Here is a 24,683-nt window from a genome sequence, read left to right on the forward strand (position 1 = left end):
GGGGGGGTGTGGGGCCGCGGGCGGGGGGGGGGGGGGGGCCCCGGCGTCTCAACGCGGCCGAGAACCTGAGACTCGCGGAGAGAGCCCCTCACCCCACCCCTCTCCCCGCAAGAGCGGGGCGAGGGCGCGCGCCGCGGTGGCGGGCGAGTGCTTCGGCTAGCAAATATGCTAGACAGCGCTCGCGCCGTGCGGTCCGCGCGGCATCAACCGTATTGGTGCCCCATGCTGCGGATCAGCCGCAACCTCGTGGTCGACGAGGATGACATCGAGATCAGCTTCATCCGCGCCTCCGGGCCGGGCGGGCAGAACGTCAACAAGCTCGCCACCGCGGCGCAACTCCGCTTCGACACCGCAAAGATCGCGCTGCCCGAGGACGCCGCCGCGCGGCTGGTCGGCCTTGCCGGCCAGCGCATGACCAAGGACGGCGTGATCGTCATTCGCGCCGACCGCCATCGCACCCAGGAGCGCAACAAGGCGGATGCGCTGGAGCGCCTCGAAGAGCTGCTGAAGGCCTCGCTGGTCCGCCCGATCCCGCGCCGCGCGACGCGGCCGACACTCGGCTCCAAGAAGCGCCGCCTCGAAGGCAAGAAACGCCGCGGCGACGTCAAGGCCGGCCGCAGCGGCAAGAGCTTCGACGATTAGTTCACCCCCCGCCGTGTCCCGGACGCGATGCAGCACGCAGTGCTGCTGCGCAGATCCGGGACCCCGGTTGTTTCAACCCGTAAAAACCGGGGCCCCGGATCAGCAGTGCACCACGCCGCTGCGCGGCGCGTTGCACAGCATCCGGGGCACGCTGGGTAGGCTCCCACCTCTCGGCAAAATCTCCTACATTGCACGCCCGATTCTCCGGATGCCCGCATGCCCGTTCGCCAACTCCCCGAAACCATCGTCAACCGGATCGCCGCCGGCGAGGTGGTGGAGCGGCCGGCGAGTGTGGTGAAGGAGCTTGTGGAGAATGCCATCGATGCCGGCGCCAGCCGTATCGATATTTTCAGTGACGGCGGCGGGCGGCGGAAGATTGTGATCGCCGACGACGGCTCCGGCATGACTGCAGCCGACCTCGCGCTTGCGGTCGATCGCCATGCCACCTCCAAGCTCGACGACGAGGACCTGCTGGCGATCCGCACGCTCGGCTTTCGCGGCGAGGCACTGCCGTCGATCGGCGCGGTGGCGCGGCTGTCGATCACCACGCGGCATGCGGGCGAGCCGCACGCCTGGGCGCTGCGCGTCGAGGGCGGCGACAAGACGCCGATTGCGCCGGCAGCGCTGAGCCAGGGCACCCGCGTCGAAGTCGCCGATCTGTTCTTCGCCACGCCGGCGCGGCTGAAGTTTCTCAAGACAGACCGCACCGAAGCCGAGGCAATCCGCGAAGTGGTGCGCCGGCTGGCGATGGCGCGGCCGGATGTCGCCTTTACGCTCGCCGGCGAGGAGCGGGCGCCGGTGACCTGGGCGGCGGCGCTGCCGGGCGCGCCGGGGCAGTTGATCCGGCTCGGCGATATTCTCGGCGCGGACTTCCGCGCCAATGCGATCGAAGTCCGCGCCGAGCGGGAAGGCGTCGTGGTCGAAGGCTTCGCTGCGGCGCCGTCGCTGACCCGCGCCAACGCGCTCGGCCAGTATCTGTTCGTCAACGGCCGTCCGGTGCGCGACAAGCTGATCCTCGGCGCGGTGCGGGGCGCCTACGCCGATTACTTGCCGCGCGACCGCCATCCGGTGCTCGCGCTGTTCGTCACACTCGACTCGCGCGAGGTCGACGCCAACGTGCATCCGGCCAAGACCGAAGTGCGCTTCCGCAATGCCGGCCTGGTGCGGGCGCTGATCGTGCATGCTCTCAAGGATGGCTTAGCCCGCGAGGGCCGCCGCACCGCTGCGAACAGCGCCGGCAGCGTGATCTCGACGTTCCGTCCCGGCGTGGCGCCATCGGCATCTCCGGCGAATTGGGACTGGCGGAGTTCGCCGTCCTATCCGGTCGGTGGCGTCGCCGGGTTTGCGGCGTCATCCTTCGCCGAACGCAGCCAGGCGGCATTCGACGTCGGTGCGCCGAGCGCGGACATTCGCCCTCACGAGGTCGCACCCGATCTGCTCGACCGTCCGCTCGGCGCGGCGCGCACGCAGATCCACGAGACCTACATCGTGTCGCAAACCCGTGGCGGACTGATCGTCGTCGATCAGCACGCCGCGCACGAACGCATCGTCTACGAGCGGCTCAAGGCGTCGCTCGACGCCAACGGCGTGCAGCGTCAGATCCTGCTGATTCCCGATATCGTCGAGATGGACGAGGCCACGGTGGAGCGCCTGCTCGGGCGCGCCGAGGAGCTGGCGAAGTTTGGTCTGGTGATCGAGAGTTTCGGCCCCGGCGCCGTGGCGGTGCGCGAGACGCCGTCGCTGCTCGGCAAGACCGATGCGGCGTCTTTGCTGCGCGACCTCGCCGAGCACATGGCCGAATGGGACGAAGCGCTGCCGCTGGAGCGACGCCTGATGCATGTCGCGGCGACGATGGCGTGCCACGGCTCGGTGCGGGCAGGGCGCGTGCTCAAGCCCGAGGAAATGAACGCGCTGCTGCGCGAAATGGAATCGACGCCAAATTCCGGCCAATGTAACCACGGCCGGCCAACCTACGTCGAACTGACCCTGACGGATATCGAGAAGCTGTTCGGGCGGAGATAATTGGCGCTGCGTAGTCGCACGGCTCGCGCCCCAACCGCAGCGCGCTCCCTCTCCCGCTTGCGGGAGAGGGCTGGGGTGAGGGCGCCCCAGCCGCCGACTCTCCGACTTGTGGAGGGGAGGGCCCTCACCCGCCGCGCTTCGCGCGTCGACCTCCCCCGCACGCGGGGGAGGTTACTCAGCGGTCGGATCGAGGTTGTCAGCAAAGAGATTCTGGGTTCGCTCCGCTTCGCCACGCGCCCCGGAATGACTCGTGGAGAGGCTTGCCTCAGAACACCTTCCTGATCCAGCCGTGGTTGTCCGGCGCGCGGCCGTATTGGATGTCGACGAGCTGCTTGCGCAGGCCCATCGCGACATCGCCGGCGACGCCGCCATTGATGGTGAAGTCGCCGCTCACCGAGCGCACCGTGCCGATCGGCGAGATCACCGCGGCGGTGCCGCAGGCGAAGGCTTCCTTCAGCTTGCCGCTGGCGGCGTCCGCGCGCCATTGCTGGATCGTGTAAGGCTCTTCGCGGACCGTGCGGCCGGCCTCGCGCGCCAGCGCGATGATCGAGTCGCGGGTGATGCCGGGCAGGATGGTGCCGAGCGGCGGCGTCGTCAGCGAGCCGTCCTCGAACACGAAGAACACGTTCATGCCGCCCAGCTCTTCGATGTACTTGCGCTCGACTGCGTCGAGGAACACCACCTGATCGCAGCCGTGCTCGATCGCCTCGGCCTGCGCACGCAGGCTGGCCGCGTAGTTGCCGCCGCATTTGACGCCGCCGGTGCCGCCGATCGCCGCGCGGGTGTAGTGCTCCGACACCCAGATCGACACCGGAGCCGGGCCGCCCTTGAAGTACGAGCCGACCGGCGAGGCGATCACCGAGAAAATGTATTCGGCCGACGGCTTGACACCGAGGAAGATCTCGCTGGCGATCATGAACGGCCGCAGATACAGGCTGCCTTCGCCGCCCGGGATCCAGTCGCGGTCGATGCGCACGACCTGCTCGATCGCCTCGATGAAGATCTCTTCCGGAAGCTGCGCCATCGCCATGCGGTCCGCAGAGTCGCGGAAGCGTCGGGCATTGGCGTCCGGCCGGAACAGGTTCACGCCGCCGTCGGCGCGCTTGTAGGCCTTCAGGCCCTCGAAGATTTCCTGCGCGTAGTGCAGCACGGCGGTGGCCGGATCGAGCGGGAAGTTGCCGCGGGATTCGATCTTGGCGCTGTGCCAGCCCTTGCCGTGCTCATAGCGGACCAACGCCATGTGGTCGGTGAACACCCGGCCGAACCCTGGGTCCTTCAGCTTGTCGACGCGGTTTTGCACCTCCGTCGGCTGCGCCGTGGGCTGGATGTCGAAATTCAGCCAGACCGAGCCGTCGACCTTTTTGTCGAACGAGATTCCCATGGACCTGTCTCCTGGATCGGCGCGCCTGCAGGTGGCCGTGTTGTGCGAGCCCGGCAGTCGCCGGCCGCGCTGGGTGAATGGCCCCCGGCCCCGCCGGGAGACATGCTTTGGCGGAATCCTCGAACTCCGCTATGTTTCGGCCGAGCCGTCCGACATTCGCATGCAAGCCGTTTCGCCGCATCTGGTTATCGGACTGCGGGGTGAAAGGTCGCAAGCGGAATAGTCGAATATTTCGTCTTGGTCGGCGGTTTTGTAACATAAGACCCAGATATGTCAACATGACTGACATAAATTTCAAAGCTTCTGTCCACCGGGATGAGCGCACGCCGGCTGAGCTGTCGCCGCCTCTGGAGCCGGACGCGGGGGCGCCGGCGCCGCGCTGGGACATTATCGAGCTGCTGTTTTTCGCCTATCGGGACTTCGTCGGGGATGCCGACCATGTGCTCGAAGCGTTCGGCTTCGGCCGCGCCCATCACCGGGTGGTGCATTTCGTCTGCCGGTACCCGGGTCTAACTGTGGCCGATCTGCTGGACGTGCTGCGCATCACCAAGCAGTCGCTGGGTCGGGTGCTGAAGCAACTGCTGGACGAGGGCTACATCGTGCAGAAGGCCGGCGACAGCGACCGCCGCCAACGCCTTCTTTTCGCCACCCCCAAGGGCGAGGCGCTGGTGGTGAAGCTCGCCGGACTGCAGACCGACCGCATCGCCCATGCGCTGCGTGGCTTCGGTCCCGGTGAAGCCGAGGCCGTGAGCAAATTCCTGCGCGCCATGATCGACCGCGATGATCCGGACAAGGTGCTCCAGACCATTCTGCAGGCCAAGGCTGGCGCCAGCGCAAAGGATGTGACGTGATCCAGCTCGCCGCATTGGCCAAGAAGCCGGTTCGCCCAGCCGACGATGCTCCGCATCTGCTGCTGGTCGACGACGATCGCCGCATTCGCGATCTGCTGTCGCGCTTTCTCGCCAGCGAGGGCTATCGCGTCACGACGGCGCAGAGCGTGCCCGATGCGCGCGCCAAGCTGGCCGGGCTGAACTTCGATCTGCTGATCCTCGACGTGATGATGCCGGGCGAGACCGGGTTCGATCTGGCGCGCTCGATCCGCACCGAGTCCGACGTGCCGATCGTGATGCTGACGGCGCGCCACGAGGCGGAGGCGCGGATCGAAGGCCTGCAGCTCGGCGCCGACGACTACGTTGCCAAGCCGTTCGAGCCGCGCGAACTGCTGCTGCGGATCTGTAATATCCTGAAGCGGACGTCGCCGGCGCCGGCCGTCAAGGCCGAGACCATCGCGTTCGGGCCCTACGTGTTTCACATCGATCGCGGCGAGCTGCGCCAGGGCGACGAGATCATCCATCTCACCGATCGCGAGCGCGACATGCTGCGGGTGCTGGCGGCCGCCCCCGGCGAAACGGTGCCGCGCGGCGAACTCACCGGCGGCGGCGGCAACGCCAACGAGCGCGCCGTCGACGTGCAGATCAACCGCCTGCGTCGCAAGATCGAGCGCGATCCCGCCAATCCGCTGTTCCTGCAAGCCGTCCGCGGCATCGGCTATCGCCTGGTGGCGGCGCCGTAGCCATCATGAGCACGCTCGACACCGGGCTCACGCTGATCCGGTCCGCGTCGCGGCGGGTGTCGGCGGCCAATGGTTATCTGGGGCAGCGCTTCAACGACTTTATGCCGAAGGGGCTGTATGCCCGTGCGCTGCTGATCATCATCGTGCCGATGGTGTTGCTGCAGTCGGTGATCGCCTTCGTGTTCATGGAGCGGCACTGGAACACGGTGACGCAGCGGCTGTCGGCGGCGGTGGTGCAGGACATCGCGGCGCTGATCGACGTCTACAAGAGCTTCCCCCAGGACAAGGACAATGCGGCGCTGCGCCGGATCGCGCAGACGCGGCTTGGCCTCGTGGTCGATTTCCTCGGTCCCGGCGAGATGCCGCCGCCCGGGCCGAAGCCGTTCTTCTCGCTGCTCGATCAGTCGATCAGCAAGCAGATCAGCCGGCAGATCGCGCGGCCGTTCTGGATCGACACCGTCGGTCGCTCCAACCTGGTCGAAATCCGCATTCAGCTCGACGACGCGGTGATGCGGGTGTTCGCGCTGCGCAGCGCCGCCTATGCGTCGAATTCGGAGATATTCCTCTTATGGATGGTCGGCACTTCGACGGTGCTGCTGATCGTCGCGGTGCTGTTTTTGCGCAACCAGATCCGGCCGATCCTGCGACTGGCCGATGCCGCCGAGAGTTTCGGTAAGGGCCGCGACGCGCCGAACTTCAAGCCGCGCGGCGCTCGGGAGGTCCGGCGCGCCGCCTACGCGTTCATTGAAATGAAAAGCCGCGTCGAGCGCTCGATCGAACAGCGCACCGCGATGCTGGCCGGCGTGTCGCACGATCTGCGCACCATCCTGACGCGCTTCAAGCTCGAGCTCGAGCTGATCGGTGATGCGCCCGAGACCGAGGGCATGCGCAAGGACGTCGACGAGATGGCGGCGATGCTCGAGGCCTATCTGTCGTTCGCGCGCGGCGACAGCGGCGAACAGGCGCAGCCGACCGACATGGCGGCGGCGCTCGAAGAGCTGCGAAGCGACGCCGAGCGCCACGGTCACACCGCCACCGTGGCTTTCACCGGCCAGCCCGTGGTGACGGTGAAGCCCGCCTCGTTCAAGCGCTGCCTCGCCAATCTGGTGTCGAACGCGGCCCGCCACGCCGACACCATCGCCATCACGGGGCAGCGCGATCACCGTTATCTCACGGTGATGATCGACGACGACGGCCCCGGCATTCCGATGGCGATGCGCGAGGAAGTGTTCAAGCCGTTCCTGCGGCTCGATGACGCCCGCAATCAGGACGAAGGTGGAACCGGCCTCGGCCTTGCCATCGCCCGCGACATCGCCCGTTCCCACGGCGGCGACATCACCCTCGGCGACAGCCCTATGGGCGGCTTGCGCGCGACGGTGCGGGTGCCGGTGTAGCGACCTATCGTCTCGTGTCCCGGACGCGGTGCAGCGCGCAGCGCTCCCTCCACTCTCCGCCGTCATCACCCGCATATGCGGGTGATCCAGTATTGCAGAGCGGCTGTTGTAACTAACCGGTGCTCTGGAATACGAGGTCGCCCAGTAGCCGGGCGATGACGTGGGTGTGTGGGGTGACGCTACCAGCCGAAGAGTGTCATTGCCGGGCTTGACCCGGCAATCCATCCTCTTCGCAAAGTGCCGTTGGATATGAAACGCGCTTCCGCGCGCGATGGATACGCGGTTCAAGCCCGCGAATGACGCTTCAACTTACAACTACTTCGCCAATTCCCGCGACCGCTTCGCCGCCGCCGCAACGGCCTTGGTCAGCAGCGGACGGAAACCGTCGTCGGCCATCAGCACCTCGAGCGCGGCGGCGGTGGTGCCGCCGGGCGAGGTGACGTTTTTGCGTAGCGTGGCGGCGTCGAGGTCGGAGCGGTGCAGCAGTTCGCCGGAGCCGGCGACGGTCGCGCGGGCGAGGGTCATGGCCAGCGCCTCGGGCAGGCCGGCTTCGACGCCGGCGCGGGCCAGTTCTTCGGCGAGCAGGAAGACGTAGGCCGGGCCGGAGCCGGACACGGCGGTCACCGCATCGATCAGCGCTTCGTCCTCGACCCACTCGACCCCGCCGGTGGCGCGCAGCAGTGCGTCAGCGGTAGCGCGCTGTTCGGCGGTGACGTCACTCGCCGCGACCGCCACGGTGATGCCGCGGCCGATCGCCGCCGGGGTGTTCGGCATCGCGCGGACGATGTGACCTCCGACGCCAGCGGCCAGCGCCGCGATCGGCTTGCCGGCCATCACCGAGACCACCAGCGTGGAGGCACCGACATAAGCGCGAAGCGCTTCGGCAGCGCCTGTGAAGGTCTGCGGCTTCACCGCGACCACCAGCGTCGACACCGCGCCGACATTGCCGGCAGCGGCGTTGATGCGGACGCCCCGCGCGGTCAGCGCCTTGATCTCGTCGGACGGCTGCGGATCGACCACCACGACATTGCCGGCGTCGAGCCCTTGCGCCAGCCAGCCGGACAGCATCGCGCCGCCCATCTTGCCGGCGCCGGCGAGAACGAGTGAGCCAGTCATCAGGTCGAATGGATTGGACGGCACGGTGAAGCTTCCTCGGCTGAAAGGGACACGCTGGCGTAGGCCGGACGCGGGCCCATTGCAACCGCACCGGCCGGTGCAACGACGTCCCATGCACGGCGCGAAAGGCTTACAGCACCTTCTTGTAGAACAGCCGGTGCGAGCCGCGGGGATGATCCGCGATGCTGCCGAACACCTCGTAGCCGCGCTTCTCGTAGAAGCCGGGCGCCTGAAACGCGTAGGTGTCGAGCCAGACCCCGACGCATCCGCGCTCGCGCGCGATGGTTTCTGCCCGGGTGAGGATCTCGGTGCCGAGACCGGCGTGGCGCGTGGACTCGGGCAGCGCCAGCAATTCGACGAACAGCCAGTCGTAGGTGATCCGGCCCCACAGGCCGCCAAAGCGGCGCCGGTCTCGGGGTCTTCGACCAGCAAGCACACCTGCTGGAAGCCGGATGGGCCGGCGGCCTTCTCGTTGTGAGCGATCAGTGCGTTGAGGACGGCGGTGCGATCCTGATCGCCCGGCTTGTCGGGGACGACGATGCGCGGCCTCGCGCTCACGCCTCGCCTTCGGTATCGAACATCGCGGCGCTCATCGCTTCCGACGCAGTCTTGCCGGCCCAGACCATGAACTGGATCGCCGGGTAGTAACGTTCGCAGGCGGTGATCGAACTGATCAGCATCGTCTCGCACTGAGCGCTCGTCGCCGACAATCCGCCGGGAAGTATCAGCGCCTGGCGGTACATGATCGTACCGGTATGCGTCCAGATATCGAAGTGACCAACCCAGAGCTGTTCGTTGATCGCCGCGATCAGCCGCTGCGTCTCGCCGCGCCGCGCCGTCGGCACTTTCATGTCGAAAGCGCAGGCCAGATGCAGCGCTTCGATCTCGCCCATCCAGGTGAAGGACAGCGTGTAGTCGGTCCACTGGCCCTTGGCCGCAATGGTGATTTCGTCTTCGCCCGACCGTTCGAATACCAGATCGTTCGAGGCCGCGATGTCCTCGACCGCCGAGAGCGGGTTGTTGTTGCGGGAATCGAAGATGCCTTCGAGCATGGCCATGCCGTCTCGACCTTTAGTTAGGATGTGCCTGATACGTGGCAGGTCTGTACGCGCCTGTGCCCGGTGGATCGTGCTTCGCGCGTGATCCGGACGAACCGAGGTTGCAGTGATGAAATGATGTGATTTGCCGAATCCGTGCAATCCCGAGGCGAGTCCATCCACAGCCAAAGGGCGGCCCGTCCACAGTTCGATCATCTTGCCGCAGAACAAAGCGGAATCGGATTCGCGTTGCACGAGTCGGGTGGTTGGATTTCACCTATCGCGAGTCTCGCGCGGATGCTGCAGCTTCCCGGATACGCCGTTCCGCTTGGCCACGATCCTTTGATTCGATCGCGCGCACTGGTAGCCTGAGCTTCGTTCCAGAGCCGAAGTGAGTGCCCAGATGACCGAGACCATGACCGATCCCCCAGCAGCGCCGCCTGCGTCCGCCTATCCGCGGTTCGCGCGGCCGCAGCGCGTGGCCTTCGTGCAGTCGTCCTGGCATCACGACGTGGTCGCGGAATGCTGGCAGGCCTTCGCGCGCGAGATCGTGGTGCGCGGCGTCGCGGAGTCGCAGGTCGATCTGTTCGAGGTGCCGGGCTCGTTCGAAATTCCGCTCCACGTGCAGACGCTGGCGAAGACGCGGCGCTACACGGCGATCGTCGCGGCCGGTCTGGTGGTCGATGGCGGCCTGACCGGCTTCGTCGCCGAGACGGTGATCCGGGCGCTGATGGACGTGCAGCTCCGCACCGAAGTGCCGGTGTTCTCGGCGATCGCGACGCCCCAGACGCTGGACAGCGGTGACGAGCAGGCCGCGTTCTTCAAGCAGCATTTCTCCACCAAAGGCGCCGAAGTCGCCCACGCCTGCGCCGACACGCTGCTCAGCCTCGAGCGACTACGCGGGCAGGTCGCGGCGGGGATCGTGTAGCATTTCGTGCCCGGGATGCTGCGCAGCGCGCCGCTCTTCGCGGCGTGGTGCGCTGCTGATCCGGGGCCCCGGTGCGGTCTCGTGGAGGATAAGCGGGGTCCCGGTTCTGCGGAGCAGCGCTACGCGCGGCACCGCGCCCGGGACACGGGAGATACTCAGCCGCATATCCCCTGGACTCGCGTCGAGGCGCGAGGTGGCAGCCTCTGTGCATCATCATCGATGTCGGGGGAGATGGATTCCGGGCTCGCGCTTCGCGCGCCCCGGAACGACACAAGAGAGCGGAGCGGTTTAGTCGAACAGGCTCGACACCGACTCTTCCGACGCCGTGCGGCCGATGGCTTCGGCGATCAGCGAGGCGATCGATAGGGTTCGGATGTTGTGGGCGTTACGAACCGCTTCGGTCGGCTGGATCGAGTCGGTGATCACCAGCTCTTTTAGCTTGGAGCCGGTGATGCGGGCGCAGGCGCCGCCCGACAGCACGCCGTGAGTGATGTAGGCGTAGACTTCGGTGGCGCCGTTGGCGAGCAGCGCCTCGGCGGCGTTCACCAGCGTGCCGCCGGAGTCGACGATGTCGTCGAGCAGAATGCAGGTGTAGCCCTCGACCTCACCGATCACGTTCATCACTTCGGACTCGCCGGCGCGTTCGCGGCGCTTGTCGATGATCGCGAGCGGCGTGTTGAGACGCTTGGCCAGACCGCGGGCGCGGACCACGCCGCCGACGTCGGGCGACACCACCATCGCCTTCGACAGATCGAAGCGCTCCTTGATGTCGCGCACCATCACCGGCGAGGCGTAAAGGTTGTCGGTCGGGATATCGAAGAAGCCCTGGATCTGGCCGGCGTGGAGGTCCAGCGTCATCACCCGGTCGACACCGGCGTGGGTGATCAGATTGGCGACTAGCTTGGCCGAGATCGGCGAGCGCGAGCCGACCTTGCGATCCTGGCGAGCGTAGCCGAAATACGGGATCACCGCGGTGATGCGGCGCGCAGAGGCGCGGCGCAGCGCATCGGTGATGATCAGAAGTTCCATCAGGTGATCGTTCGCCGGGAACGAGGTCGACTGCAGGATGAACACGTCCGAGCCGCGGACATTCTCCTGAATCTCGACGAAGATCTCGTTGTCGGCGAAGCGGCGGACGCTGGCCTTGGTCAGCGGCATCTTCAGCCACTCGGCGATGTCGCGCGCCAGAGCCGGGTTGGAATTGCCGGCCACCAGTTTGACGGAGCCGTTCTTGCCCGACATCGACGCGTCTCCCCGCGTGGTGGATACTACGTTCAGCATATCGGTTGACTCACGAAAAACGGACGTCTTTGCGAGCGCAGGTGATATCAGCCGCCAGCGTGCGATGGCAACCCGTCGCAGGCGGTTTTCCGATGCGGATTCGACATAGGTAGCGTTCAGCGAGCGGCGAAGCTCATTGAGCTTACGGGTGCGTCTCCGCTCGCTGCAGGGGCAGGCTCGGCACCGGCGATGGCCGGTCCGGATGATGACGGCGCGCTCGGTACAGCCGGGGCTTCGGTCGCCGGCTCGGCCGGTAAGGTCCCGTTCACCAAACCGCTGACCCCGGTCAACCCGGCCTGTGCGATTCGACGCAGCACGGTGTCGTCGGCCTGGCCCCAGGCGTCGCGGCCGCCCGAGCGGCTGGCCGGCTCCTCGCCGGACAGTCGCAGCGCGCGCTGCTGGTTGCGGTCGTAAACGTCCCAGACCCAGGCGATGTTGGTGCGGTTGCCGCGGACCTGTGCGGAGAGATAGCTGCGCACCCGATAGGCGGCGGAGCCGTCACGCGACACCACGGCGACGCGGCGGAGCTTCGCTTCGCTGTCGAGCACCGACACCATGCGGTCGAACACTTGCGGCGGCGGCCCATCGATCGAGTCGAACGCGATGGTCGATCCGCCAGCCGAAGCCATCGGTCCGGCGCCGGGGCCGCCTTCGGTGACGCAGCCGGCCAATCCCCCCATCAGGCCCAGCAATAGGGCGGCGCGCATAAATCGCGTGGCGGGCTCGGGAAGGCGGCGAGTCGTCATGCAAAGTCCTGTCGAAAGCGCGGCCGCGAAGCCGCCGGACGGACCAAGCGATATCGTTAAAATGCGTTAAGGTCTAGGGTGGGGCGACGCCCAGGTTAACCATTGGGATGCGCCGCTGGACCAGATTTCATTAAAATTTTCAGCAGTTTGATTGAGTTTTTGGCGGGTCGCAACGCCCACAGGTGTGAACGAGTGTGGTTAATGGTCGTTCACTTTTAGGCCGAGGGCGACGCGCGCAAGCCAGTTAGGGCTGGAGCGCGATGGCGTGAACCGCGCGGCCGTAATCCGGCTCGGAGCGGTGAACGGAGCGGCGATAGCTGAAGAAATTCTCGTCCGGATAGGTGTCGATGCCGGTGTCGTCGATCTGCCGGACCCCTGCGGTTTCGAGCCGCATCCGGATAAAGCCGCCGAGGTCGAACATCGCATGGCCCGGACGCGAGGCCGGGATGAAGAACCGCGCATAGTCCGGGCTCGCCACGGTGAAGCGGGCGACGAATTCGTCGCCGACCTCATAGCTCGGCTGCCGGATCAGGGGACCGATCGCCGCAACGATGCGGTTGCGGTCAGCTCCGAGCTTATCCATGGCGTCGAGCGTGGCTTCGAGAACGCCGGTGAGCGCGCCCTTCCAGCCCGCATGGGCGGCGCCAATCACCCGAGCGTCGGGATCGGCAAACAGGATCGGGCCGCAATCCGCCGCAGTCACGCCAAGCGCGATGCCCGGCACGGCCGTCACCAGTGCGTCGGCCTTCGGCCGGTCCGCATTGGCCCATGGCGTCTCGACCACGGCCACGTCGGGTGAATGCACCTGATACAAGGTGAGGAAGCGCTCCGGCGCTACGCCCATTGTCTGCGCCATCCGCCTGCGGTTCTCGGCCACATGGGCCGGATCGTCGTTGGAGCCGATGCCGCCGTTGAGGCCCGCATAGATGCCCTGCGACACGCCGCCTTCGCGGCTGAAGAAGGCGTGGCGCAGTCCGGGAATGGCGGCGAGGCGGGGCGCACTGATGGTCATGCCGGCTGTCCTCGCGCGGTCCGTTCGGCGTCGCTGAGCGCCACCAGCGAAGCGATCGCCGGATCTGTGACGCCCAGCACCTTGAACATCGAACCCATCGCGCCGCGCCCCTCGCCGGTGAGCCGCTGCAGCGCGCCCGAGATATCTTCGGACACCTGCGGCGTCGCCTTGGCCATCAGCGACACGGCGCGTGTTTCGATGCCGAGCCGCTTCAGGAATTCGCCCTGCGTCACCGGCCCGTGGGTGCGGGCGCCGACATCCTCGGCGGCGCGGGCTAGCGCCTGGAAATCGACATGCGCGGTGAGATCGGCGCGGCCGGGGCTCTGCAGCGGATCGGCGAAGCTGTGCTTGGCGATCGCCTGAAAGGTGTCGCCGACGTCGCTGCGGACGTGACCGTAGTCGATGATCAGCGCCGCTCCGCCCTGGTCGCGCACGCGGGTGGCGATCTTCATGATCTCGGCGTCCGGTCGCCATTCGAACACCGCACCGACCGGCGCCATCCGCACCAGCGGCGGCAGCAGCACTTCGAAGCGCGGGATCGGGTCGGGCGCGACGCCGAACACCAGCGCGCCGCTGCCGCTGATCTCTATCACACGCTCGTGCCAGCCGGTCTCCCGCTTCACCGCCTGATGGATCGGCAGCACGTCGAAATACTCGTTGGCGAGGATCACCGCAGGGCCTTCCGGCACCTCGGCGAAGTCCTTGTGCCAATGCACGTTGCGAATGCCGGCCAGCGTTGCCTTCTGCTTCTCGCGCAGCACCGGGTTGATCTCGACGAGATGCACGCTGAGTGCCTGGTAGAGCGGCGGCAATACGCGCAGGGCGCGCAAAGCGTCCGCCATCATGGTGCCGCGGCCTGGGCCGATTTCGACCAGTCGCAACGTGCTCGGCTCGCCGGCCGCCGTCCAAACCGATGCCGACCACAGGCCGAGCAGTTCGCCGAACATCTGGCTGATCTCGGGCGAGGTGGTGAAGTCGCCCTCGCGGCCGAGCGGATCGCGCGACACGTAGTAGCCGTAGGTCGGATGATTGAGGCACAGCTCCATGTAGCGCCAGACGGGCATCGGACCGGCCGATTTGATCAGCCGCTTGATCTCTTCCGAGAGCGCCGAAAAGTCCGTCACTTGGTCGCCTCGCTGGAGCCGGCGGGCAGCGAGGCGGCCCGCCGCGTCAGCTTGGCGCGGCGCGCCAGCAGCATCACCACGATCCCGGCAATCACCATCGGCACCGACAGCAGCATGCCCATCGTCAGCCCGCCCCACAGGAAGCCGAGCTGCGGATCGGGCTCGCGGAAGAATTCGCCGGTGATGCGCGCCAGCCCGTAGAACGTCAGAAAGGCGCCGATGATCAGGCCCGGCCGCTTCAGCGCGCCGGCGCGGATCATCAGCGCCAGGATCAGAAACAGCACGATGCCTTCGAGGCCCGCTTCATAGAGCTGGCTCGGATGCCGCGGCAGCGGGCCGGCATGGGGAAACACCATCGCCCACGGCACGGTGTCGTCGGCCGGGCGGCCCCACAACTCGCCATTGATGAAATTGGCGATGCGACCCAGAAACAAGCCGATCGGCCCGACCGCGCAGGTGATATCGCCAAGCGACGCAATCGGGATGTTGCGCTTCCAGCCGAACAACGCCACGGCGACCACGCAGCCCATGAAGCCGCCGTGGAACGACATGCCGCCTTTCCACAACTCGAAGATCTCGGCGGGGTGCGCGATGAAGAAGTCGAGATTGTAGAACAGCACGTAGCCGGTGCGGCCGCCGAGAATGATTCCGATCGTCACCCACAAGATGAAGTCGTCGAACGCCGCGGGGGTGATCGGCGAGGGGCCGCCCCACAGCCGCTCCCGCTGCAGCAGCATCCGGGCATACAGCCAGCCGAGCAGGATGCCGGCGATATAGGCGAGCGCGTACCAGCGGATCGCGAACGGGCCGATCGCGACGGCAACCGGATCGAACACGGGAAAGGCAATGGCGAAGAAGGGCATCGCGGCTGATTACGCTGAAAGCCGGCGGCGGTACAGCGCCAACAGGCGCTCCCAATGACGTTCTGCGGCGTCGCGATCGTACACCGGGCGGCTCGGGAATGCGAAGGCGTGTTGCGTGCCCGGATAGACTTCAACCTCGGCGTTCACGCCGTCGGCGATGAGTGCTTCACGCAGCGCCGCGATCGTCTCCGGCGGCGCCCACCGATCCGTTTCCGCGCAGGCGAAATACAGTTCGCCACTTGCTTTCCGCGCATTGCGGTGCGGGCTGTCCGGCGCGTCGGTCACCAGATGCGTGCCGTACATCGACGCCGCGGCCTTGATCTGGTCGGGAAACTGCGCCGCCGCGCTGATGGCGTAGCGGCCGCTCATGCAATAGCCGACCGCGCCTGCAGGGCCCTGGCTGGCAGCGGCTTGCCCGGCGGCGAAATCGAGCAGTGCTCGGGCGTCCTGCATCACCATCGTGATGTCGAGCGAATCCATCAGCTCGTACATGCGCTTGCGCTCGGGAGCCGTTTCTTCGGGCGGGATCGGGCCGAGTTCGAACACACCGGAGCGGTAATACAGACTGGGCAGCATCACATAATAGCCGCAGGTCGCAAGCCGCCGCGCCATGGCTCGCAACTCCTCGCGAATGCCGGGCGCATCCATGAAGAACAGCACCACCGGATGAGGACCGTTTCGTTCTGGATGGGTGATGAAGGTGCTGACGCGGCCGTCGCGGGTCGGGATCTCGATCTGCTGCTCGATCATGCGGGCGATCGATCCTCTTCAGGCTGGGCTGCCAATGGGGGTCTTGCGATGCGGGCGCGAACATCGCAAGGAAACCGGAGTCTGACAAGGCGCCGACCGCGGCGCGCCGGCGCCTTGAAGTGCGCCGCCGCCGTCGCCATTGTCTTCACAACTGACGTTCGCCTGACCCTCGCGGCAGAGCCCCGGAGTTCTCGACCATGACCCAGACCAACAATCGGATTTTCGACGAGATCGGCCGCTTGATGAACGACGCCGCCGGCGCTGCCCAGGGCGTCAAGCGGGAGGTCGACGCCGTGGTGCGCAATCAGGCCGAGAAGATTCTGCGCGATCTCGATCTGGTGAAGCGCGAGGAGTTCGAGGCCTTCAAGGAGATGGTCCGCCTCGTCCGCGAGGAAAACGAGGCTCTCAAGGCCCGCATCGCCGCCCTCGAAGCCCGCCAGGGCGGCGGCTCCGAGCCCCCGACCGCGATGGCGTGAGAGCCACCGCTTCAGCCACACATCGTGATGCCCGGTCTTGACCCGCCGTCTGCGGGGCCGAAGCCCCTTCGGCGCGGCGAAGGCCCGGGCATCCATCCTCTTCGCGAAGACGATGGATTGCCGGGTCTAGCCCGGCAATGACGCCTCGACGGGGCCTTGGCTCCCCGATTTCCTTGTCATTTGCGGCCTTTGCGGCTAGAACGCGCCCACGTCCGTGGCCCCCGCACCCCTGGAGGCTTGCCGCGGCGTCTGCACGAGGCCGCGTTGCGGCCTTTAATTTTTGACAAATCAAGGACTTGTAACGATGGCGAACGTCTTGGAATTGAAGGCGACCGCGCGTCCGAAGAGCGGCAAGGGGGCCGCCCGGGCAGAGCGTCGCGCCGGCCGCGTGCCGGGAGTGATCTATGGTGACAACCAGCCCCCGCTGCCGATCTCGGTCGAAGACAAGGAACTGCGCCTGCGCATCCAGGCCGGCCGCTTCCTGACTACCATTTTCGACGTCGTTCTCGACGGCAAGAAGCATCGCGTGATTCCGCGCGACTATCACCTCGACCCGGTGAAGGACTTCCCGCTGCACGTCGACTTCCTGCGGCTCGGCGCCGGCGCGACCATCCGCGTCAGCGTGCCGCTGCACCTGAAGGGTCTCGAAGTCGCTCCGGGCGTGAAGCGCGGCGGCACCTTCAACATCGTGACCCACACCGTCGACCTCGAAGCCCCGGCCGACAACATCCCGCAGTTCATCGAAGCCGACGTGTCGACCCTCGACATCGGCGTGTCGCTGCATCTGTCGGACATCGCGCTGCCCAAGGGCGTGAAGTCGGTGTCGCGCGAGGACGTCACGCTGGTGACCATCGTGCCGCCGTCCGGCTTCAATGAAGAGCAGAAGGCGGCCGCGACGGGCGCCGCTCCGGCTGCTGCCGCGCCCGCGGCGGGTGCCAAGGCTCCGGCTGCCGCCAAGGCTCCGGCGGCTGCGGCTCCGGCGGCGAAGAAGAAGTAATCCGGCGCGAGACGCCGTCCCATGCGCTTGTTTGTCGGGCTGGGCAATCCTGGGGCCAAGTACCAGGACAACCGGCACAACATCGGGTTCATGGTCATCGACCAGATCGCACGGCGTCATGGCTTCTCGCCATGGCGCCGTCGCTTTCAGGGCGAGACCGCGGACGGCTCGCTGGACGGCGAGCGCGTGACGCTGCTCAAGCCGCTGACCTACATGAACGAGTCCGGCCGCGCGGTGCAGGATGCCGCGAGCTTCTACAAGATCGGACAAGGCGAAGTCGCGGTGTTCCACGACGAGATCGAATTGCCGCCCGCCAAGGTGCGCGTGAAGGTCGGTGGCGGCATCGCCGGCCATAACGGCCTGCGCTCGATTTCGGCGCATATCGGCAACGATTACTTGCGAGTGCGGCTCGGCGTCGGTCATCCCGGCGCGAAGGAACTGGTGCACAATCACGTGCTCGGCGATTTTGCCAAGAGCGAGCGGCCGTGGGTCGAGGCGCTGTGCGAGATCGCCGCCGACAATGCCGGCCTGATCGCCAAGGGCAAGGATGCGACCTTCGCCAACAAAGTGCATCTGGCGATGCAGGCGAAGGGATTTTACGACAACGACAAGGGCGAGCCGAAGGGCAGCAACAAGTAACAGCGTCATCGCCGGGCTTGATCCGGCGATCCATCATCTTGCGAAGAAGATGGATACGCGGGTCAAGCCCGGGTATGACGCTTCACCTTAGTCGCGGCGCCAAGCTCGAACAGCGGGATACACCATGGGCTTCAAATGCGGGATCGTCGGGCTGCCGAATGTCGGCAAATCGACGCTGTTCAATGCGCTGACAGAGACTGCGGCGGCGCAGGCGGCCAACTATCCGTTCTGCACCATCGAGCCGAATGTCGGCGAGGTCGCAGTGCCGGATCCGCGGCTCGACAAGCTGGCCGAGGTCGGCAAGTCGCAGCAGATCATCCCGACGCGGCTGACCTTCGTCGATATCGCCGGCCTGGTGAAGGGTGCCTCCAAGGGTGAAGGCCTCGGCAACCAGTTCCTCGCCACCATCCGAGAGGTCGACGCGATTGCGCATGTCGTGCGCTGCTTCGAAGACGGCGACATCACCCATGTCGAAGGCCGTGTCGCGCCGCTCGCCGACATCGAGACGATCGAGACCGAACTGATGCTCGCCGACCTCGAAAGCCTCGAGAAGCGGGTCGATAACCTCACCAAGAAGGCCAAGGGCGGCGACAAGGATTCCAAGGAGCAACTCGAACTTGTCACGCGCGCGCTGACGCTGCTGCGCGACGGCAAGCCGGCGCGCTTCCTCGAGCGCAAGCCGGAGGAAGAGCGCGCGTTTCGCATGCTCGGCCTGCTGACCTCCAAGCCGGTTCTGTACGTCTGCAACGTCGAGGAAGGCTCGGCGGCCGAGGGCAATCAGTTCTCGCAGCAGGTAATGGCGCGCGCCAAGGAAGAAGGCGCGGTCGCTGTGGTGATCTCGGCCAAGATCGAATCCGAGATCGCGACGCTGTCACGCGAAGAACGCATCGACTTCCTCGATACGCTGGGCCTGCACGAGGCCGGCCTCGACCGGCTGATCCGCGCCGGCTACGAGCTGCTGCACCTGATCACGTACTTCACGGTCGGTCCCAAGGAAGCGCGCGCCTGGACCATCACCAAGGGCACCAAGGCGCCGCAGGCCGCGGCGGTGATCCACACCGACTTCGAGAAGGGCTTCATCCGCGCCGAGACCATCGCGTACACCGATTACGTGACGCTCGGCGGCGAAGCCGGCGCCCGCGACGGCGGAAAGCTGCGGTTGGAAGGCAAGGAATACGTCGTCGCCGACGGCGACGTGATGCATTTCAGATTCAATACGTAAAACGCGGGCCGCGTGGCGCGGCTCGTTACCTCGTAGGGTGGGCAAAGCGAAGCGTGCCCACGCCTGACGTAGTTGGATGCTGGGTCCAAAGACCGCGTGGTCACGGCGCGACGCGCTTATGCCAACGCTACGATTTCCAGCGCCCACCTCTCCTTCGTCCTTCCGGGGCGCGCGGCGCGCGAACCCGGAATCCAAATACCAGCAGCTATGTTCTGCGAAGAGGCCGTCGAAGGCAGGCAGTGCTTCGCCGCGAGCGCTGCGGCGGATGGATTCCGGTGTCGCTCACTTTGTGCGCGCCCCGGAATGACGAACGCAGGGTGGTTCCTGGCCGCTACCTGAATCCCTGCTGATCTCTGATCGCGCCGAGATGTTCGTTGATGCGGAACACGATCAGGATGAATTCAGCGACGATGCGCGTGAAGACGATGCCGACCAAAATCGAGGCGAGGCTCGACAGCACCAGGATGAAGCCGCCGAACGGGCTGATCGCCATGGCTGCAAGCCCGGAGAACACCCCCGAGATGCCGAACAGCACGGTGACTGCGATCACGAGCCAGTAGAAGGGCTTGATGATCGCCGGCGTGATGAAACGGTCCCATTGAAACAGGTCCCGAAAATTGAACATTGTGATCTCCCCAGCAATCCGATCGCGGCTTGTGATTGCCGGCAATAACGGCCACAATCGGGCCTCTCACCAGCAAATGCCATGACCCTCCTGACCTTCGAAGACTTTCCCCCCGGTCACTTCGGCCGTTTCGGTCCTCGCCGCGTGACGCGCGAGGAGATCGTCGCTTTTGCTGCGGAATTCGACCCGCAGCCGATGCATCTCGATGAGCGCGCCGCCGCCGCGTCGATGCTGCAGGGCCTGTCCGGCTCTGGCTGGCATCTGTCGTCGTTGATGATGCGAATGATGTACGACGGTTTCATCAAGGACACCGCTTCGCTCGGTTCGCCCGGCGTCAACGAGATGCGGTGGATGGCGCCGCTGCGGCCGGGCGACGATCTCACCATCGAGGTCGACGTGGTCGAGGCGCGTGTGTCGAACAGCCGTCCCGAGACCGGCATCGTCACGTTCAAGTGCCACGTCCGCAACGCCAAGGGGCAGATGTTGTGCGAGATGGTCTCGCCGATCATCATCCGGCGTCGCGAGGCCGCACTCGCGAACGAATCGAATTAGCGGACACAGCGAGTCATACGATGCGTTTCTTCGAAGACCTGCATGTCGGGCTGCGCCGCGAGCTCGGCTCCTACGAATTCACGGCGGAGAACATCATCGCTTTCGCCAGGCAGTTCGATCCTCAGCCGTTCCATCTCGACGAGGAGGCCGGGCGTCGCTCGCTGTTCGGTGGCCTCGCTGCATCGGGCTGGCACGTCGCGTCCGCCTGCATGCGGCTGCTCGTGCTCGAGCGGCAGGGGGAGGCGGCCGCGGAGGCGGCGCGTGGTGAGCCGGTCGCGGTGTGGGGACCTTCACCGGGCTTCCGTGATTTGCGCTGGATCAAGCCGGTGCTTGCCGGGGACACGATCACTTATGCTAACGAGGTCGCGTCGGTGCGCGCGTCTGATTCGCGGCCCGAATGGGGAATCGTCCAGGGCCGCAACACCGGCACCAATCAGCGGGGCGAACTGGTGTTCTCGTTTCTCGCGACGGCCTTCGTGCCGAAGCGTCCGACGGGGCACTGAGGCCACGAGGCAACAGCCGTTCTGATTTTAACCAAATGCGGCCGTTTTGTGCGAGACGGCCGCGGAACGGCCATTCTATTAAGACGTTGTGAACCCTGCACGGGCATTGCTCGACATAGTTGCAGGACGAGGGGACTAGAAGACAATGGCGGACCAGGCTGGGCTGAAATGGGTGGGCTTTATCTTCGCCACCATCACGTTGGCCGTGATGATCACCACCGGCATGGTGGTGAAGGGCTACGCGGATGGCGCGTATTCCCTGGACGTTCCCGCAGTGACGACCTCCAGCCGCTGAGCTGTCGAGGCTTCGAGCGCAGCTCGGCGCTCGCGTTAATACTTTCTTAACCAGCTCGGATCAGCACGCTGCAGCCGTTGACGATGTCGACGGCCGCGTCCGCGCGCGCGCTCGTGGCGGCGGCCACCTAAGAAGCGTTTGTAGCTCGCCAAAACAAAAGTGCAGCCACCTCGCGATGGCTGCACTGATCGACGTCGTGGTGATTTGAAGGCGCGATCAGCCGTTGCGCAGGTTCTCGGCGCTCCGCTTCCACTGCGAGACATTGTCCGCGATCATGCGGGTCGACTTCATCGCCTGCTGGCTGAGCTGGGCGTAGCCGGAGATCTCGCGCTGAACACGCTGGCCTTCGGCGTGCAGCAGGTCGCGCAGCGCTTCCAGTTCACCGATCAGGTTTTCGATCTCGGCCAAGGAGGTGCCGGCGACGCGCTGGATCAGCGAATTGACATTGGACACGGTGGCCTCGGCGCTGGCATCGAACGAGGGAGCGGCAGCGGCCGGAGTTTCAGTGCCGGTCGACGCGCCCGTCGAGGGCCGACGCAGATAGGCAATGTCGTTGCGGACGAAGTCGCGGATGCCCGCTTCGACTTCGGAGACCGCGGCGAGGTTCTCATCGATCTCAGGAGTGTCGATCTTCTCGGATGGAATGGCATTCATCGGCTGTTCCCTTTGCATGAGCGGTCGAGCAGCGCGGTGTGTCCCCCGCACGCCAAGTTCGTAAAACATCAGTGCAGCGCAATTTGACCGCATCGCGGCCAATCTGCGGCGCCAGACCGGTGTTTTGCCGAAAACGCTAACAGGCCGTTAAAAACCGGCCTTTTTGGTGACGAGGCGCGGGTTTTCAGACAATCTGGGCAGGCTGATCGGCTGACCGAGCGCCTGCTCGACCAGATCGAACGTGTCGATCAGGATCCGCATGTTGACCAGCTTGCCGTGCCTGAACTGCGCGAACTGCGCCATGCGCAGGCTGATCGGCTTGTTGGTGTCGATCGCCGTCAGCGAGTAGCGGATCATCGACGCCGAGGTGTCGACGCCCAGCATGATGGCCTCGCGGTCGTAACGATGGATGCGGATGTTGTCGGCGATCTGCCGGCACACGTCGAGCACCGCCGCCTTGCCGTGGCGCGCGCCGAAGAACGGGAACATGTCGATCGGGCCGTACATCGCCCAATCGATGTCCTCGTCGATCATGTCGCTGAGCTCTTGATGGTGGCCGTCATTCAATGCGCGATGCAATGCGCGCGAGAAACGCCAGAGATTATGCTCTGTCATGAAGGATTCCGGGACGTGGAACTGGGTTGCGATTCAGCCAGCGGCACCCGAAGCGACCTCATCGTCGCCGGGCCCTTTGCAATTTGCTGCGCTAACGCCTGCCGGATTAGAGAGATTGTAAATCAATTGCAACGGATTTTGTGCGTTGCACAATCGTCGGGCGATCACACTCGCGCCCACTGGTTGGGCAGGTCCGGCCATGGGGCCATTTGCACAGCTTGTTTGTGTACAAACGATCCAGTTTTGACCTCCCGGACCGCCGCGCTCGTCTCCGCGCACGGAGCTGCTATGCGCTGATGCGCGCCCGGAAATCGGCGACGCGACCGGGAAACCCGGTCGAGCCGCTTGGTGATACGAAGTGATTCGCGGCCGACGACGGATTGCGGCCGTGGACCGCGCCGCAGCGGGAGGCCTGATAGCTCAGGCCTTACGGGCTTTCGGCTTGCCGGTGGATTTCGGCGCCGGCTTTGCTTTGGTCTTCGCCTTCGAGGCTGCGCCCGACGGCTTCTTGGACGGCTTTTTCGCCGCGTCCTTGGCCTCCGGCTTCGCCGCCGCTTTCGTCGCGGTCTTGGCGGCAGCTGCGGCTTCGTCGCTGGCCGCGATCTCGGCGGCTTTGCGCATCGCGCGTGCGTAGGAGTCCGCAGCGTTATCGGCCGCGACCTGCAGTCGCTTGGCCGCAGCCTGGCCTTGCTCCATCGCAGCCTGCGCGAGCGCCTTGGCGCGGGCCTTGCCGCCGGCATCCTTCGCTTTGGCGGCGAGGCCCAGATAGTGGTCGCGCCGCGCCTTCACCGCACTGGTGAGCGTCTTGTTCTGCTGCTTCGCGAGCTGCCGGATGATGCCATCCAGATCGGCGTCGGCCATTCCTATCGTCCCCCAAATCGTATCGAAGTCGCCTGACATTCGTCGCGGCGGAATATGCGTGGGCGCGCGCTGAATGGCAATTCGCCACATCGCGCACAAGGCTTGACTTCGCAGCCCGCTCGGACAATCTCGCCGCCAAGTCCCGATAAACAAACCCCGATAAATCAGACAACAACAGGGAGAACAATAATGGCCGACGCCTACATCATCGACGCTGTCCGCACCCCCCGCGGAATCGGCAAGGTCGGCAAGGGCAAACTGGCGGATATGCATCCGCAACATCTCGCCGCAACCGTGCTCAAGGCGATCGCCGAGCGCAACAAGCTCAACACCGCCGAAGTCGATGATATCATCTGGTCGACCTCGACCCAGCGCGGCAAGCAGGGCGGCGATCTCGGCCGCATGGCGGCGCTCGACGCCGGCTACGACATCAAGGCTTCCGGCACCACGCTCGACCGCTTCTGCGGCGGTGGCATCACCGCGGTGAACTTCGCCGCAGCGCAGATCATGAGCGGCATGGAAGACGTGGTGATTGCCGGCGGCACCGAAATGATGTCGCTGACCGCCGCGATGGCGGCCGAAGACATGGCGGCCGGCAAGCCGCCGCTCGGCATGGGCTCGGGCAACGCGCGCCTCGCCAAGGTGCATCCGCAGTCGCATCAGGGCATCTGCGGCGACGCGATCGCCACCATGGAAGGCATCAGCCGCGAGACGCTCGACGCGCTCGGCCTCGAAAGTCAGCGCCGGGCCGCGATCGCCATCAAGGAAGGCCGCTTTGACAAGAGCATCGTTCCGGTCAAGGACGACGACGGCAACGTCGTGCTGGCGAAGGACGAGTATCCGCGTCCCGAGACGACCGCCGAAGGCCTCGCCGCGCTGAAGCCGGCCTTCACCGCGATGGCCGACTATCCGCTCGACGACAAGGGCACCACCTATCGCAAGCTGATCAACCAGAAGTACCCGGACCTCGACATCAAGCACGACCACCACGCCGGCAATTCGTCGGGCGTCGTCGACGGCGCCGCGGCGCTGCTGCTGACGTCGAAGAAGTACGCCGACGCCCACGGCCTGAAGCCGCGCGCCAAAATCGTCGCGATGGCGAACATCGGCGACGACCCGACGCTGATGCTCAATGCCCCGGTGCCGGCCGCCAAGAAGGTGCTGGAGAAGGCCGGTCTCAAGAAGGAGGACATCGACCTCTGGGAGATCAACGAGGCGTTCGCCGTGGTCGCGGAGAAGTTCATCCGCGATCTCGACCTCGACCGCGAGAAGGTCAACGTCAACGGCGGCGCCATGGCGCTCGGGCACCCCATCGGTGCGACCGGGGCGATCCTGATCGGCACGATCCTGGACGAGCTCGAGCGCACCGACGGCC

Annotated in this window: 28 protein-coding genes; 14 read left to right on the forward strand and 14 right to left on the reverse strand. The window is 65.9% G+C overall.

Annotated features, from left to right (window positions below; all coding sequences use genetic code 11):
• The first annotated feature begins 222 nt into the window (after nt 1-222).
• Together arfB and mutL are read left to right on the forward strand one after the other, a co-directional pair.
• Complete coding sequence (gene arfB, locus ACOJTD_RS16050) at nt 223-642, forward strand: alternative ribosome rescue aminoacyl-tRNA hydrolase ArfB (RefSeq protein WP_420133892.1); 420 nt, start codon at nt 223-225, stop codon at nt 640-642.
• A gap of 216 nt (nt 643-858) precedes the next feature.
• Nucleotides 859-2,664 (forward strand): DNA mismatch repair endonuclease MutL, encoded by a 1,806-nt coding sequence (mutL, locus tag ACOJTD_RS16055; RefSeq protein WP_420133893.1) that lies wholly within the window; start codon nt 859-861, stop codon nt 2,662-2,664.
• Between the two features lie 265 nt (nt 2,665-2,929).
• On the opposite strand, the gene ACOJTD_RS16060 is transcribed toward mutL, so the two are convergent.
• Nucleotides 2,930-4,045, reverse strand: a complete 1,116-nt coding sequence (locus ACOJTD_RS16060; protein ID WP_420133894.1) for a branched-chain amino acid aminotransferase — start codon at nt 4,043-4,045, stop codon at nt 2,930-2,932.
• 278 nt (nt 4,046-4,323) lie between these two features.
• On the opposite strand from ACOJTD_RS16060, the gene ACOJTD_RS16065 reads away from it, so the two are divergent.
• Genes ACOJTD_RS16065 through ACOJTD_RS16075 form a run of 3 tightly spaced genes read left to right on the forward strand, consistent with a single transcriptional unit; the run spans nt 4,324 to nt 7,012 of the window.
• Nucleotides 4,324-4,896, forward strand: a complete 573-nt coding sequence (locus ACOJTD_RS16065) for a MarR family winged helix-turn-helix transcriptional regulator (RefSeq protein ID WP_420133895.1) — start codon at nt 4,324-4,326, stop codon at nt 4,894-4,896.
• Nucleotides 4,893-5,618, forward strand: a complete 726-nt coding sequence (locus ACOJTD_RS16070) for a response regulator (protein ID WP_420133896.1) — start codon at nt 4,893-4,895, stop codon at nt 5,616-5,618. Before ACOJTD_RS16065 ends, ACOJTD_RS16070 begins: the two co-directional genes overlap by 4 nt.
• 5 nt (nt 5,619-5,623) lie before the next feature.
• Nucleotides 5,624-7,012, forward strand: coding sequence for an ATP-binding protein (locus ACOJTD_RS16075; protein WP_420133897.1), 1,389 nt, complete (start codon nt 5,624-5,626; stop codon nt 7,010-7,012).
• Between the two features lie 315 nt (nt 7,013-7,327).
• Here ACOJTD_RS16075 and proC read toward each other — a convergent pair whose 3' ends face one another.
• The 3 genes from proC to ACOJTD_RS16090 form a co-directional block, all read right to left on the reverse strand.
• Nucleotides 7,328-8,128 carry a pyrroline-5-carboxylate reductase gene (proC, locus tag ACOJTD_RS16080; protein WP_420133919.1) on the reverse strand — a complete coding sequence of 267 codons (801 nt, stop codon included), beginning with the start codon at nt 8,126-8,128 and terminating at the stop codon, nt 7,328-7,330.
• 130 nt (nt 8,129-8,258) lie between these two features.
• On the reverse strand, nt 8,259-8,564 hold the full coding sequence (locus ACOJTD_RS16085; protein WP_420133898.1) for a GNAT family N-acetyltransferase: 306 nt from the start codon (nt 8,562-8,564) through the stop codon (nt 8,259-8,261).
• Nucleotides 8,565-8,682: 118 nt separating this feature from the next.
• Complete coding sequence (locus ACOJTD_RS16090; protein ID WP_420133899.1) at nt 8,683-9,186, reverse strand: YbjN domain-containing protein; 504 nt, start codon at nt 9,184-9,186, stop codon at nt 8,683-8,685.
• A gap of 382 nt (nt 9,187-9,568) precedes the next feature.
• On the opposite strand from ACOJTD_RS16090, the gene ACOJTD_RS16095 reads away from it, so the two are divergent.
• Entirely contained in the window at nt 9,569-10,093 is a 525-nt protein-coding gene (locus tag ACOJTD_RS16095) for a 6,7-dimethyl-8-ribityllumazine synthase (RefSeq protein WP_420133900.1), read from the forward strand.
• Between the two features lie 288 nt (nt 10,094-10,381).
• Here the strand turns inward: ACOJTD_RS16095 and ACOJTD_RS16100 are convergent, their stop codons facing one another.
• The 6 genes from ACOJTD_RS16100 to ACOJTD_RS16125 all read right to left on the reverse strand — a co-directional run bounded on the left by ACOJTD_RS16100 (nt 10,382) and on the right by ACOJTD_RS16125 (nt 15,869).
• Nucleotides 10,382-11,335 (reverse strand): ribose-phosphate pyrophosphokinase, encoded by a 954-nt coding sequence (locus tag ACOJTD_RS16100; protein WP_420133901.1) that lies wholly within the window; start codon nt 11,333-11,335, stop codon nt 10,382-10,384.
• 155 nt (nt 11,336-11,490) lie between these two features.
• The gene (locus ACOJTD_RS16105) at nt 11,491-12,120 is read right to left on the reverse strand and encodes a hypothetical protein (protein WP_420133902.1); all 630 of its coding nucleotides are present in this window, start codon (nt 12,118-12,120) and stop codon (nt 11,491-11,493) included.
• Nucleotides 12,121-12,364: 244 nt separating this feature from the next.
• Nucleotides 12,365-13,132, reverse strand: coding sequence for a peptidoglycan editing factor PgeF (gene pgeF / locus ACOJTD_RS16110; RefSeq protein ID WP_420133903.1), 768 nt, complete (start codon nt 13,130-13,132; stop codon nt 12,365-12,367).
• Nucleotides 13,129-14,256, reverse strand: a complete 1,128-nt coding sequence (locus ACOJTD_RS16115; RefSeq protein WP_420133904.1) for a class I SAM-dependent methyltransferase — start codon at nt 14,254-14,256, stop codon at nt 13,129-13,131. Before ACOJTD_RS16115 ends, pgeF begins: the two co-directional genes overlap by 4 nt.
• The gene (gene lgt / locus ACOJTD_RS16120) at nt 14,253-15,119 is read right to left on the reverse strand and encodes a prolipoprotein diacylglyceryl transferase (protein ID WP_420133905.1); all 867 of its coding nucleotides are present in this window, start codon (nt 15,117-15,119) and stop codon (nt 14,253-14,255) included. The genes ACOJTD_RS16115 and lgt overlap by 4 nt, the downstream gene beginning before the upstream one ends.
• Before the next feature lie 9 nt (nt 15,120-15,128).
• Entirely contained in the window at nt 15,129-15,869 is a 741-nt protein-coding gene (locus ACOJTD_RS16125; protein ID WP_420133906.1) for a dienelactone hydrolase family protein, read from the reverse strand.
• Nucleotides 15,870-16,066: 197 nt separating this feature from the next.
• Here ACOJTD_RS16125 and ACOJTD_RS16130 point away from each other — a divergent pair, with 197 nt between their 5' ends.
• From ACOJTD_RS16130 to ychF, 4 genes are all read left to right on the forward strand, one after another.
• A complete protein-coding gene (locus tag ACOJTD_RS16130) occupies nt 16,067-16,345 on the forward strand; it encodes an accessory factor UbiK family protein (RefSeq protein WP_420133907.1) in 279 nt (92 codons plus the stop codon).
• 304 nt (nt 16,346-16,649) lie between these two features.
• On the forward strand, nt 16,650-17,342 hold the full coding sequence (locus ACOJTD_RS16135) for a 50S ribosomal protein L25/general stress protein Ctc (protein ID WP_420133908.1): 693 nt from the start codon (nt 16,650-16,652) through the stop codon (nt 17,340-17,342).
• Nucleotides 17,343-17,363: 21 nt separating this feature from the next.
• The gene (pth, locus tag ACOJTD_RS16140; protein ID WP_420133909.1) at nt 17,364-17,981 is read left to right on the forward strand and encodes an aminoacyl-tRNA hydrolase; all 618 of its coding nucleotides are present in this window, start codon (nt 17,364-17,366) and stop codon (nt 17,979-17,981) included.
• A 124-nt stretch (nt 17,982-18,105) separates the two neighbouring features.
• Nucleotides 18,106-19,203, forward strand: a complete 1,098-nt coding sequence (ychF, locus tag ACOJTD_RS16145; protein ID WP_420133910.1) for a redox-regulated ATPase YchF — start codon at nt 18,106-18,108, stop codon at nt 19,201-19,203.
• A gap of 331 nt (nt 19,204-19,534) precedes the next feature.
• Here ychF and ACOJTD_RS16150 read toward each other — a convergent pair whose 3' ends face one another.
• Nucleotides 19,535-19,828 carry a DUF4282 domain-containing protein gene (locus ACOJTD_RS16150; RefSeq protein WP_420133911.1) on the reverse strand — a complete coding sequence of 98 codons (294 nt, stop codon included), beginning with the start codon at nt 19,826-19,828 and terminating at the stop codon, nt 19,535-19,537.
• A gap of 81 nt (nt 19,829-19,909) precedes the next feature.
• On the opposite strand from ACOJTD_RS16150, the gene ACOJTD_RS16155 reads away from it, so the two are divergent.
• From ACOJTD_RS16155 to ACOJTD_RS16165, 3 genes are all read left to right on the forward strand, one after another.
• The gene (locus tag ACOJTD_RS16155; RefSeq protein WP_420133912.1) at nt 19,910-20,380 is read left to right on the forward strand and encodes a MaoC family dehydratase; all 471 of its coding nucleotides are present in this window, start codon (nt 19,910-19,912) and stop codon (nt 20,378-20,380) included.
• Between the two features lie 20 nt (nt 20,381-20,400).
• A complete protein-coding gene (locus tag ACOJTD_RS16160) occupies nt 20,401-20,883 on the forward strand; it encodes a MaoC family dehydratase (protein WP_420133913.1) in 483 nt (160 codons plus the stop codon).
• A gap of 145 nt (nt 20,884-21,028) precedes the next feature.
• Nucleotides 21,029-21,178 carry a hypothetical protein gene (locus tag ACOJTD_RS16165; protein WP_420133914.1) on the forward strand — a complete coding sequence of 50 codons (150 nt, stop codon included), beginning with the start codon at nt 21,029-21,031 and terminating at the stop codon, nt 21,176-21,178.
• A gap of 216 nt (nt 21,179-21,394) precedes the next feature.
• On the opposite strand, the gene ACOJTD_RS16170 is transcribed toward ACOJTD_RS16165, so the two are convergent.
• The 3 genes from ACOJTD_RS16170 to ACOJTD_RS16180 form a co-directional block, all read right to left on the reverse strand.
• The gene (locus ACOJTD_RS16170) at nt 21,395-21,832 is read right to left on the reverse strand and encodes a hypothetical protein (RefSeq protein ID WP_420133915.1); all 438 of its coding nucleotides are present in this window, start codon (nt 21,830-21,832) and stop codon (nt 21,395-21,397) included.
• A gap of 147 nt (nt 21,833-21,979) precedes the next feature.
• Nucleotides 21,980-22,447 (reverse strand): nuclear transport factor 2 family protein, encoded by a 468-nt coding sequence (locus ACOJTD_RS16175; RefSeq protein WP_420133916.1) that lies wholly within the window; start codon nt 22,445-22,447, stop codon nt 21,980-21,982.
• 420 nt (nt 22,448-22,867) lie between these two features.
• Nucleotides 22,868-23,308 carry a hypothetical protein gene (locus ACOJTD_RS16180; protein ID WP_420133917.1) on the reverse strand — a complete coding sequence of 147 codons (441 nt, stop codon included), beginning with the start codon at nt 23,306-23,308 and terminating at the stop codon, nt 22,868-22,870.
• A 189-nt stretch (nt 23,309-23,497) separates the two neighbouring features.
• Between ACOJTD_RS16180 and ACOJTD_RS16185 the strand changes: the two genes are divergently transcribed.
• Nucleotides 23,498-24,683: acetyl-CoA C-acetyltransferase (locus tag ACOJTD_RS16185; protein ID WP_420133918.1), on the forward strand; the 1,186-nt coding region annotated here is incomplete at its 3' end.

Origin of the sequence: Rhodopseudomonas sp. (assembly GCF_048594845.1) — a bacterium.
Lineage (GTDB): Bacteria > Pseudomonadota > Alphaproteobacteria > Rhizobiales > Xanthobacteraceae > Rhodopseudomonas.

What these genes read in the sequence shown, in the direction of transcription:
- ACOJTD_RS16060 (WP_420133894.1), bottom strand. Translation starts at nt 4,045, where the DNA reads ATGGGAATCTCGTTCGACAAAAAGGTCGACGGCTCGGTCTGGCTGAAT.
- ACOJTD_RS16125 (WP_420133906.1), bottom strand. Translation starts at nt 15,869, where the DNA reads ATGATCGAGCAGCAGATCGAGATCCCGACCCGCGACGGCCGCGTCAGC.
- proC (WP_420133919.1), bottom strand. Translation starts at nt 8,128, where the DNA reads ATGACTGGCTCACTCGTTCTCGCCGGCGCCGGCAAGATGGGCGGCGCG.
- lgt (WP_420133905.1), bottom strand. Translation starts at nt 15,119, where the DNA reads ATGCCCTTCTTCGCCATTGCCTTTCCCGTGTTCGATCCGGTTGCCGTC.
- ACOJTD_RS16160 (WP_420133913.1), top strand. Translation starts at nt 20,401, where the DNA reads ATGCGTTTCTTCGAAGACCTGCATGTCGGGCTGCGCCGCGAGCTCGGC.
- ACOJTD_RS16130 (WP_420133907.1), top strand. Translation starts at nt 16,067, where the DNA reads ATGACCCAGACCAACAATCGGATTTTCGACGAGATCGGCCGCTTGATG.
- ACOJTD_RS16100 (WP_420133901.1), bottom strand. Translation starts at nt 11,335, where the DNA reads ATGTCGGGCAAGAACGGCTCCGTCAAACTGGTGGCCGGCAATTCCAAC.
- ACOJTD_RS16090 (WP_420133899.1), bottom strand. Translation starts at nt 9,186, where the DNA reads ATGGCCATGCTCGAAGGCATCTTCGATTCCCGCAACAACAACCCGCTC.
- arfB (WP_420133892.1), top strand. Translation starts at nt 223, where the DNA reads ATGCTGCGGATCAGCCGCAACCTCGTGGTCGACGAGGATGACATCGAG.
- ychF (WP_420133910.1), top strand. Translation starts at nt 18,106, where the DNA reads ATGGGCTTCAAATGCGGGATCGTCGGGCTGCCGAATGTCGGCAAATCG.
- ACOJTD_RS16175 (WP_420133916.1), bottom strand. Translation starts at nt 22,447, where the DNA reads ATGACAGAGCATAATCTCTGGCGTTTCTCGCGCGCATTGCATCGCGCA.
- ACOJTD_RS16180 (WP_420133917.1), bottom strand. Translation starts at nt 23,308, where the DNA reads ATGGCCGACGCCGATCTGGATGGCATCATCCGGCAGCTCGCGAAGCAG.
- ACOJTD_RS16095 (WP_420133900.1), top strand. Translation starts at nt 9,569, where the DNA reads ATGACCGAGACCATGACCGATCCCCCAGCAGCGCCGCCTGCGTCCGCC.
- ACOJTD_RS16105 (WP_420133902.1), bottom strand. Translation starts at nt 12,120, where the DNA reads ATGACGACTCGCCGCCTTCCCGAGCCCGCCACGCGATTTATGCGCGCC.
- pth (WP_420133909.1), top strand. Translation starts at nt 17,364, where the DNA reads ATGCGCTTGTTTGTCGGGCTGGGCAATCCTGGGGCCAAGTACCAGGAC.
- ACOJTD_RS16075 (WP_420133897.1), top strand. Translation starts at nt 5,624, where the DNA reads ATGAGCACGCTCGACACCGGGCTCACGCTGATCCGGTCCGCGTCGCGG.
- ACOJTD_RS16150 (WP_420133911.1), bottom strand. Translation starts at nt 19,828, where the DNA reads ATGTTCAATTTTCGGGACCTGTTTCAATGGGACCGTTTCATCACGCCG.
- ACOJTD_RS16170 (WP_420133915.1), bottom strand. Translation starts at nt 21,832, where the DNA reads ATGAATGCCATTCCATCCGAGAAGATCGACACTCCTGAGATCGATGAG.
- pgeF (WP_420133903.1), bottom strand. Translation starts at nt 13,132, where the DNA reads ATGACCATCAGTGCGCCCCGCCTCGCCGCCATTCCCGGACTGCGCCAC.
- ACOJTD_RS16135 (WP_420133908.1), top strand. Translation starts at nt 16,650, where the DNA reads ATGGCGAACGTCTTGGAATTGAAGGCGACCGCGCGTCCGAAGAGCGGC.
- mutL (WP_420133893.1), top strand. Translation starts at nt 859, where the DNA reads ATGCCCGTTCGCCAACTCCCCGAAACCATCGTCAACCGGATCGCCGCC.
- ACOJTD_RS16165 (WP_420133914.1), top strand. Translation starts at nt 21,029, where the DNA reads ATGGCGGACCAGGCTGGGCTGAAATGGGTGGGCTTTATCTTCGCCACC.
- ACOJTD_RS16065 (WP_420133895.1), top strand. Translation starts at nt 4,324, where the DNA reads ATGACTGACATAAATTTCAAAGCTTCTGTCCACCGGGATGAGCGCACG.
- ACOJTD_RS16155 (WP_420133912.1), top strand. Translation starts at nt 19,910, where the DNA reads ATGACCCTCCTGACCTTCGAAGACTTTCCCCCCGGTCACTTCGGCCGT.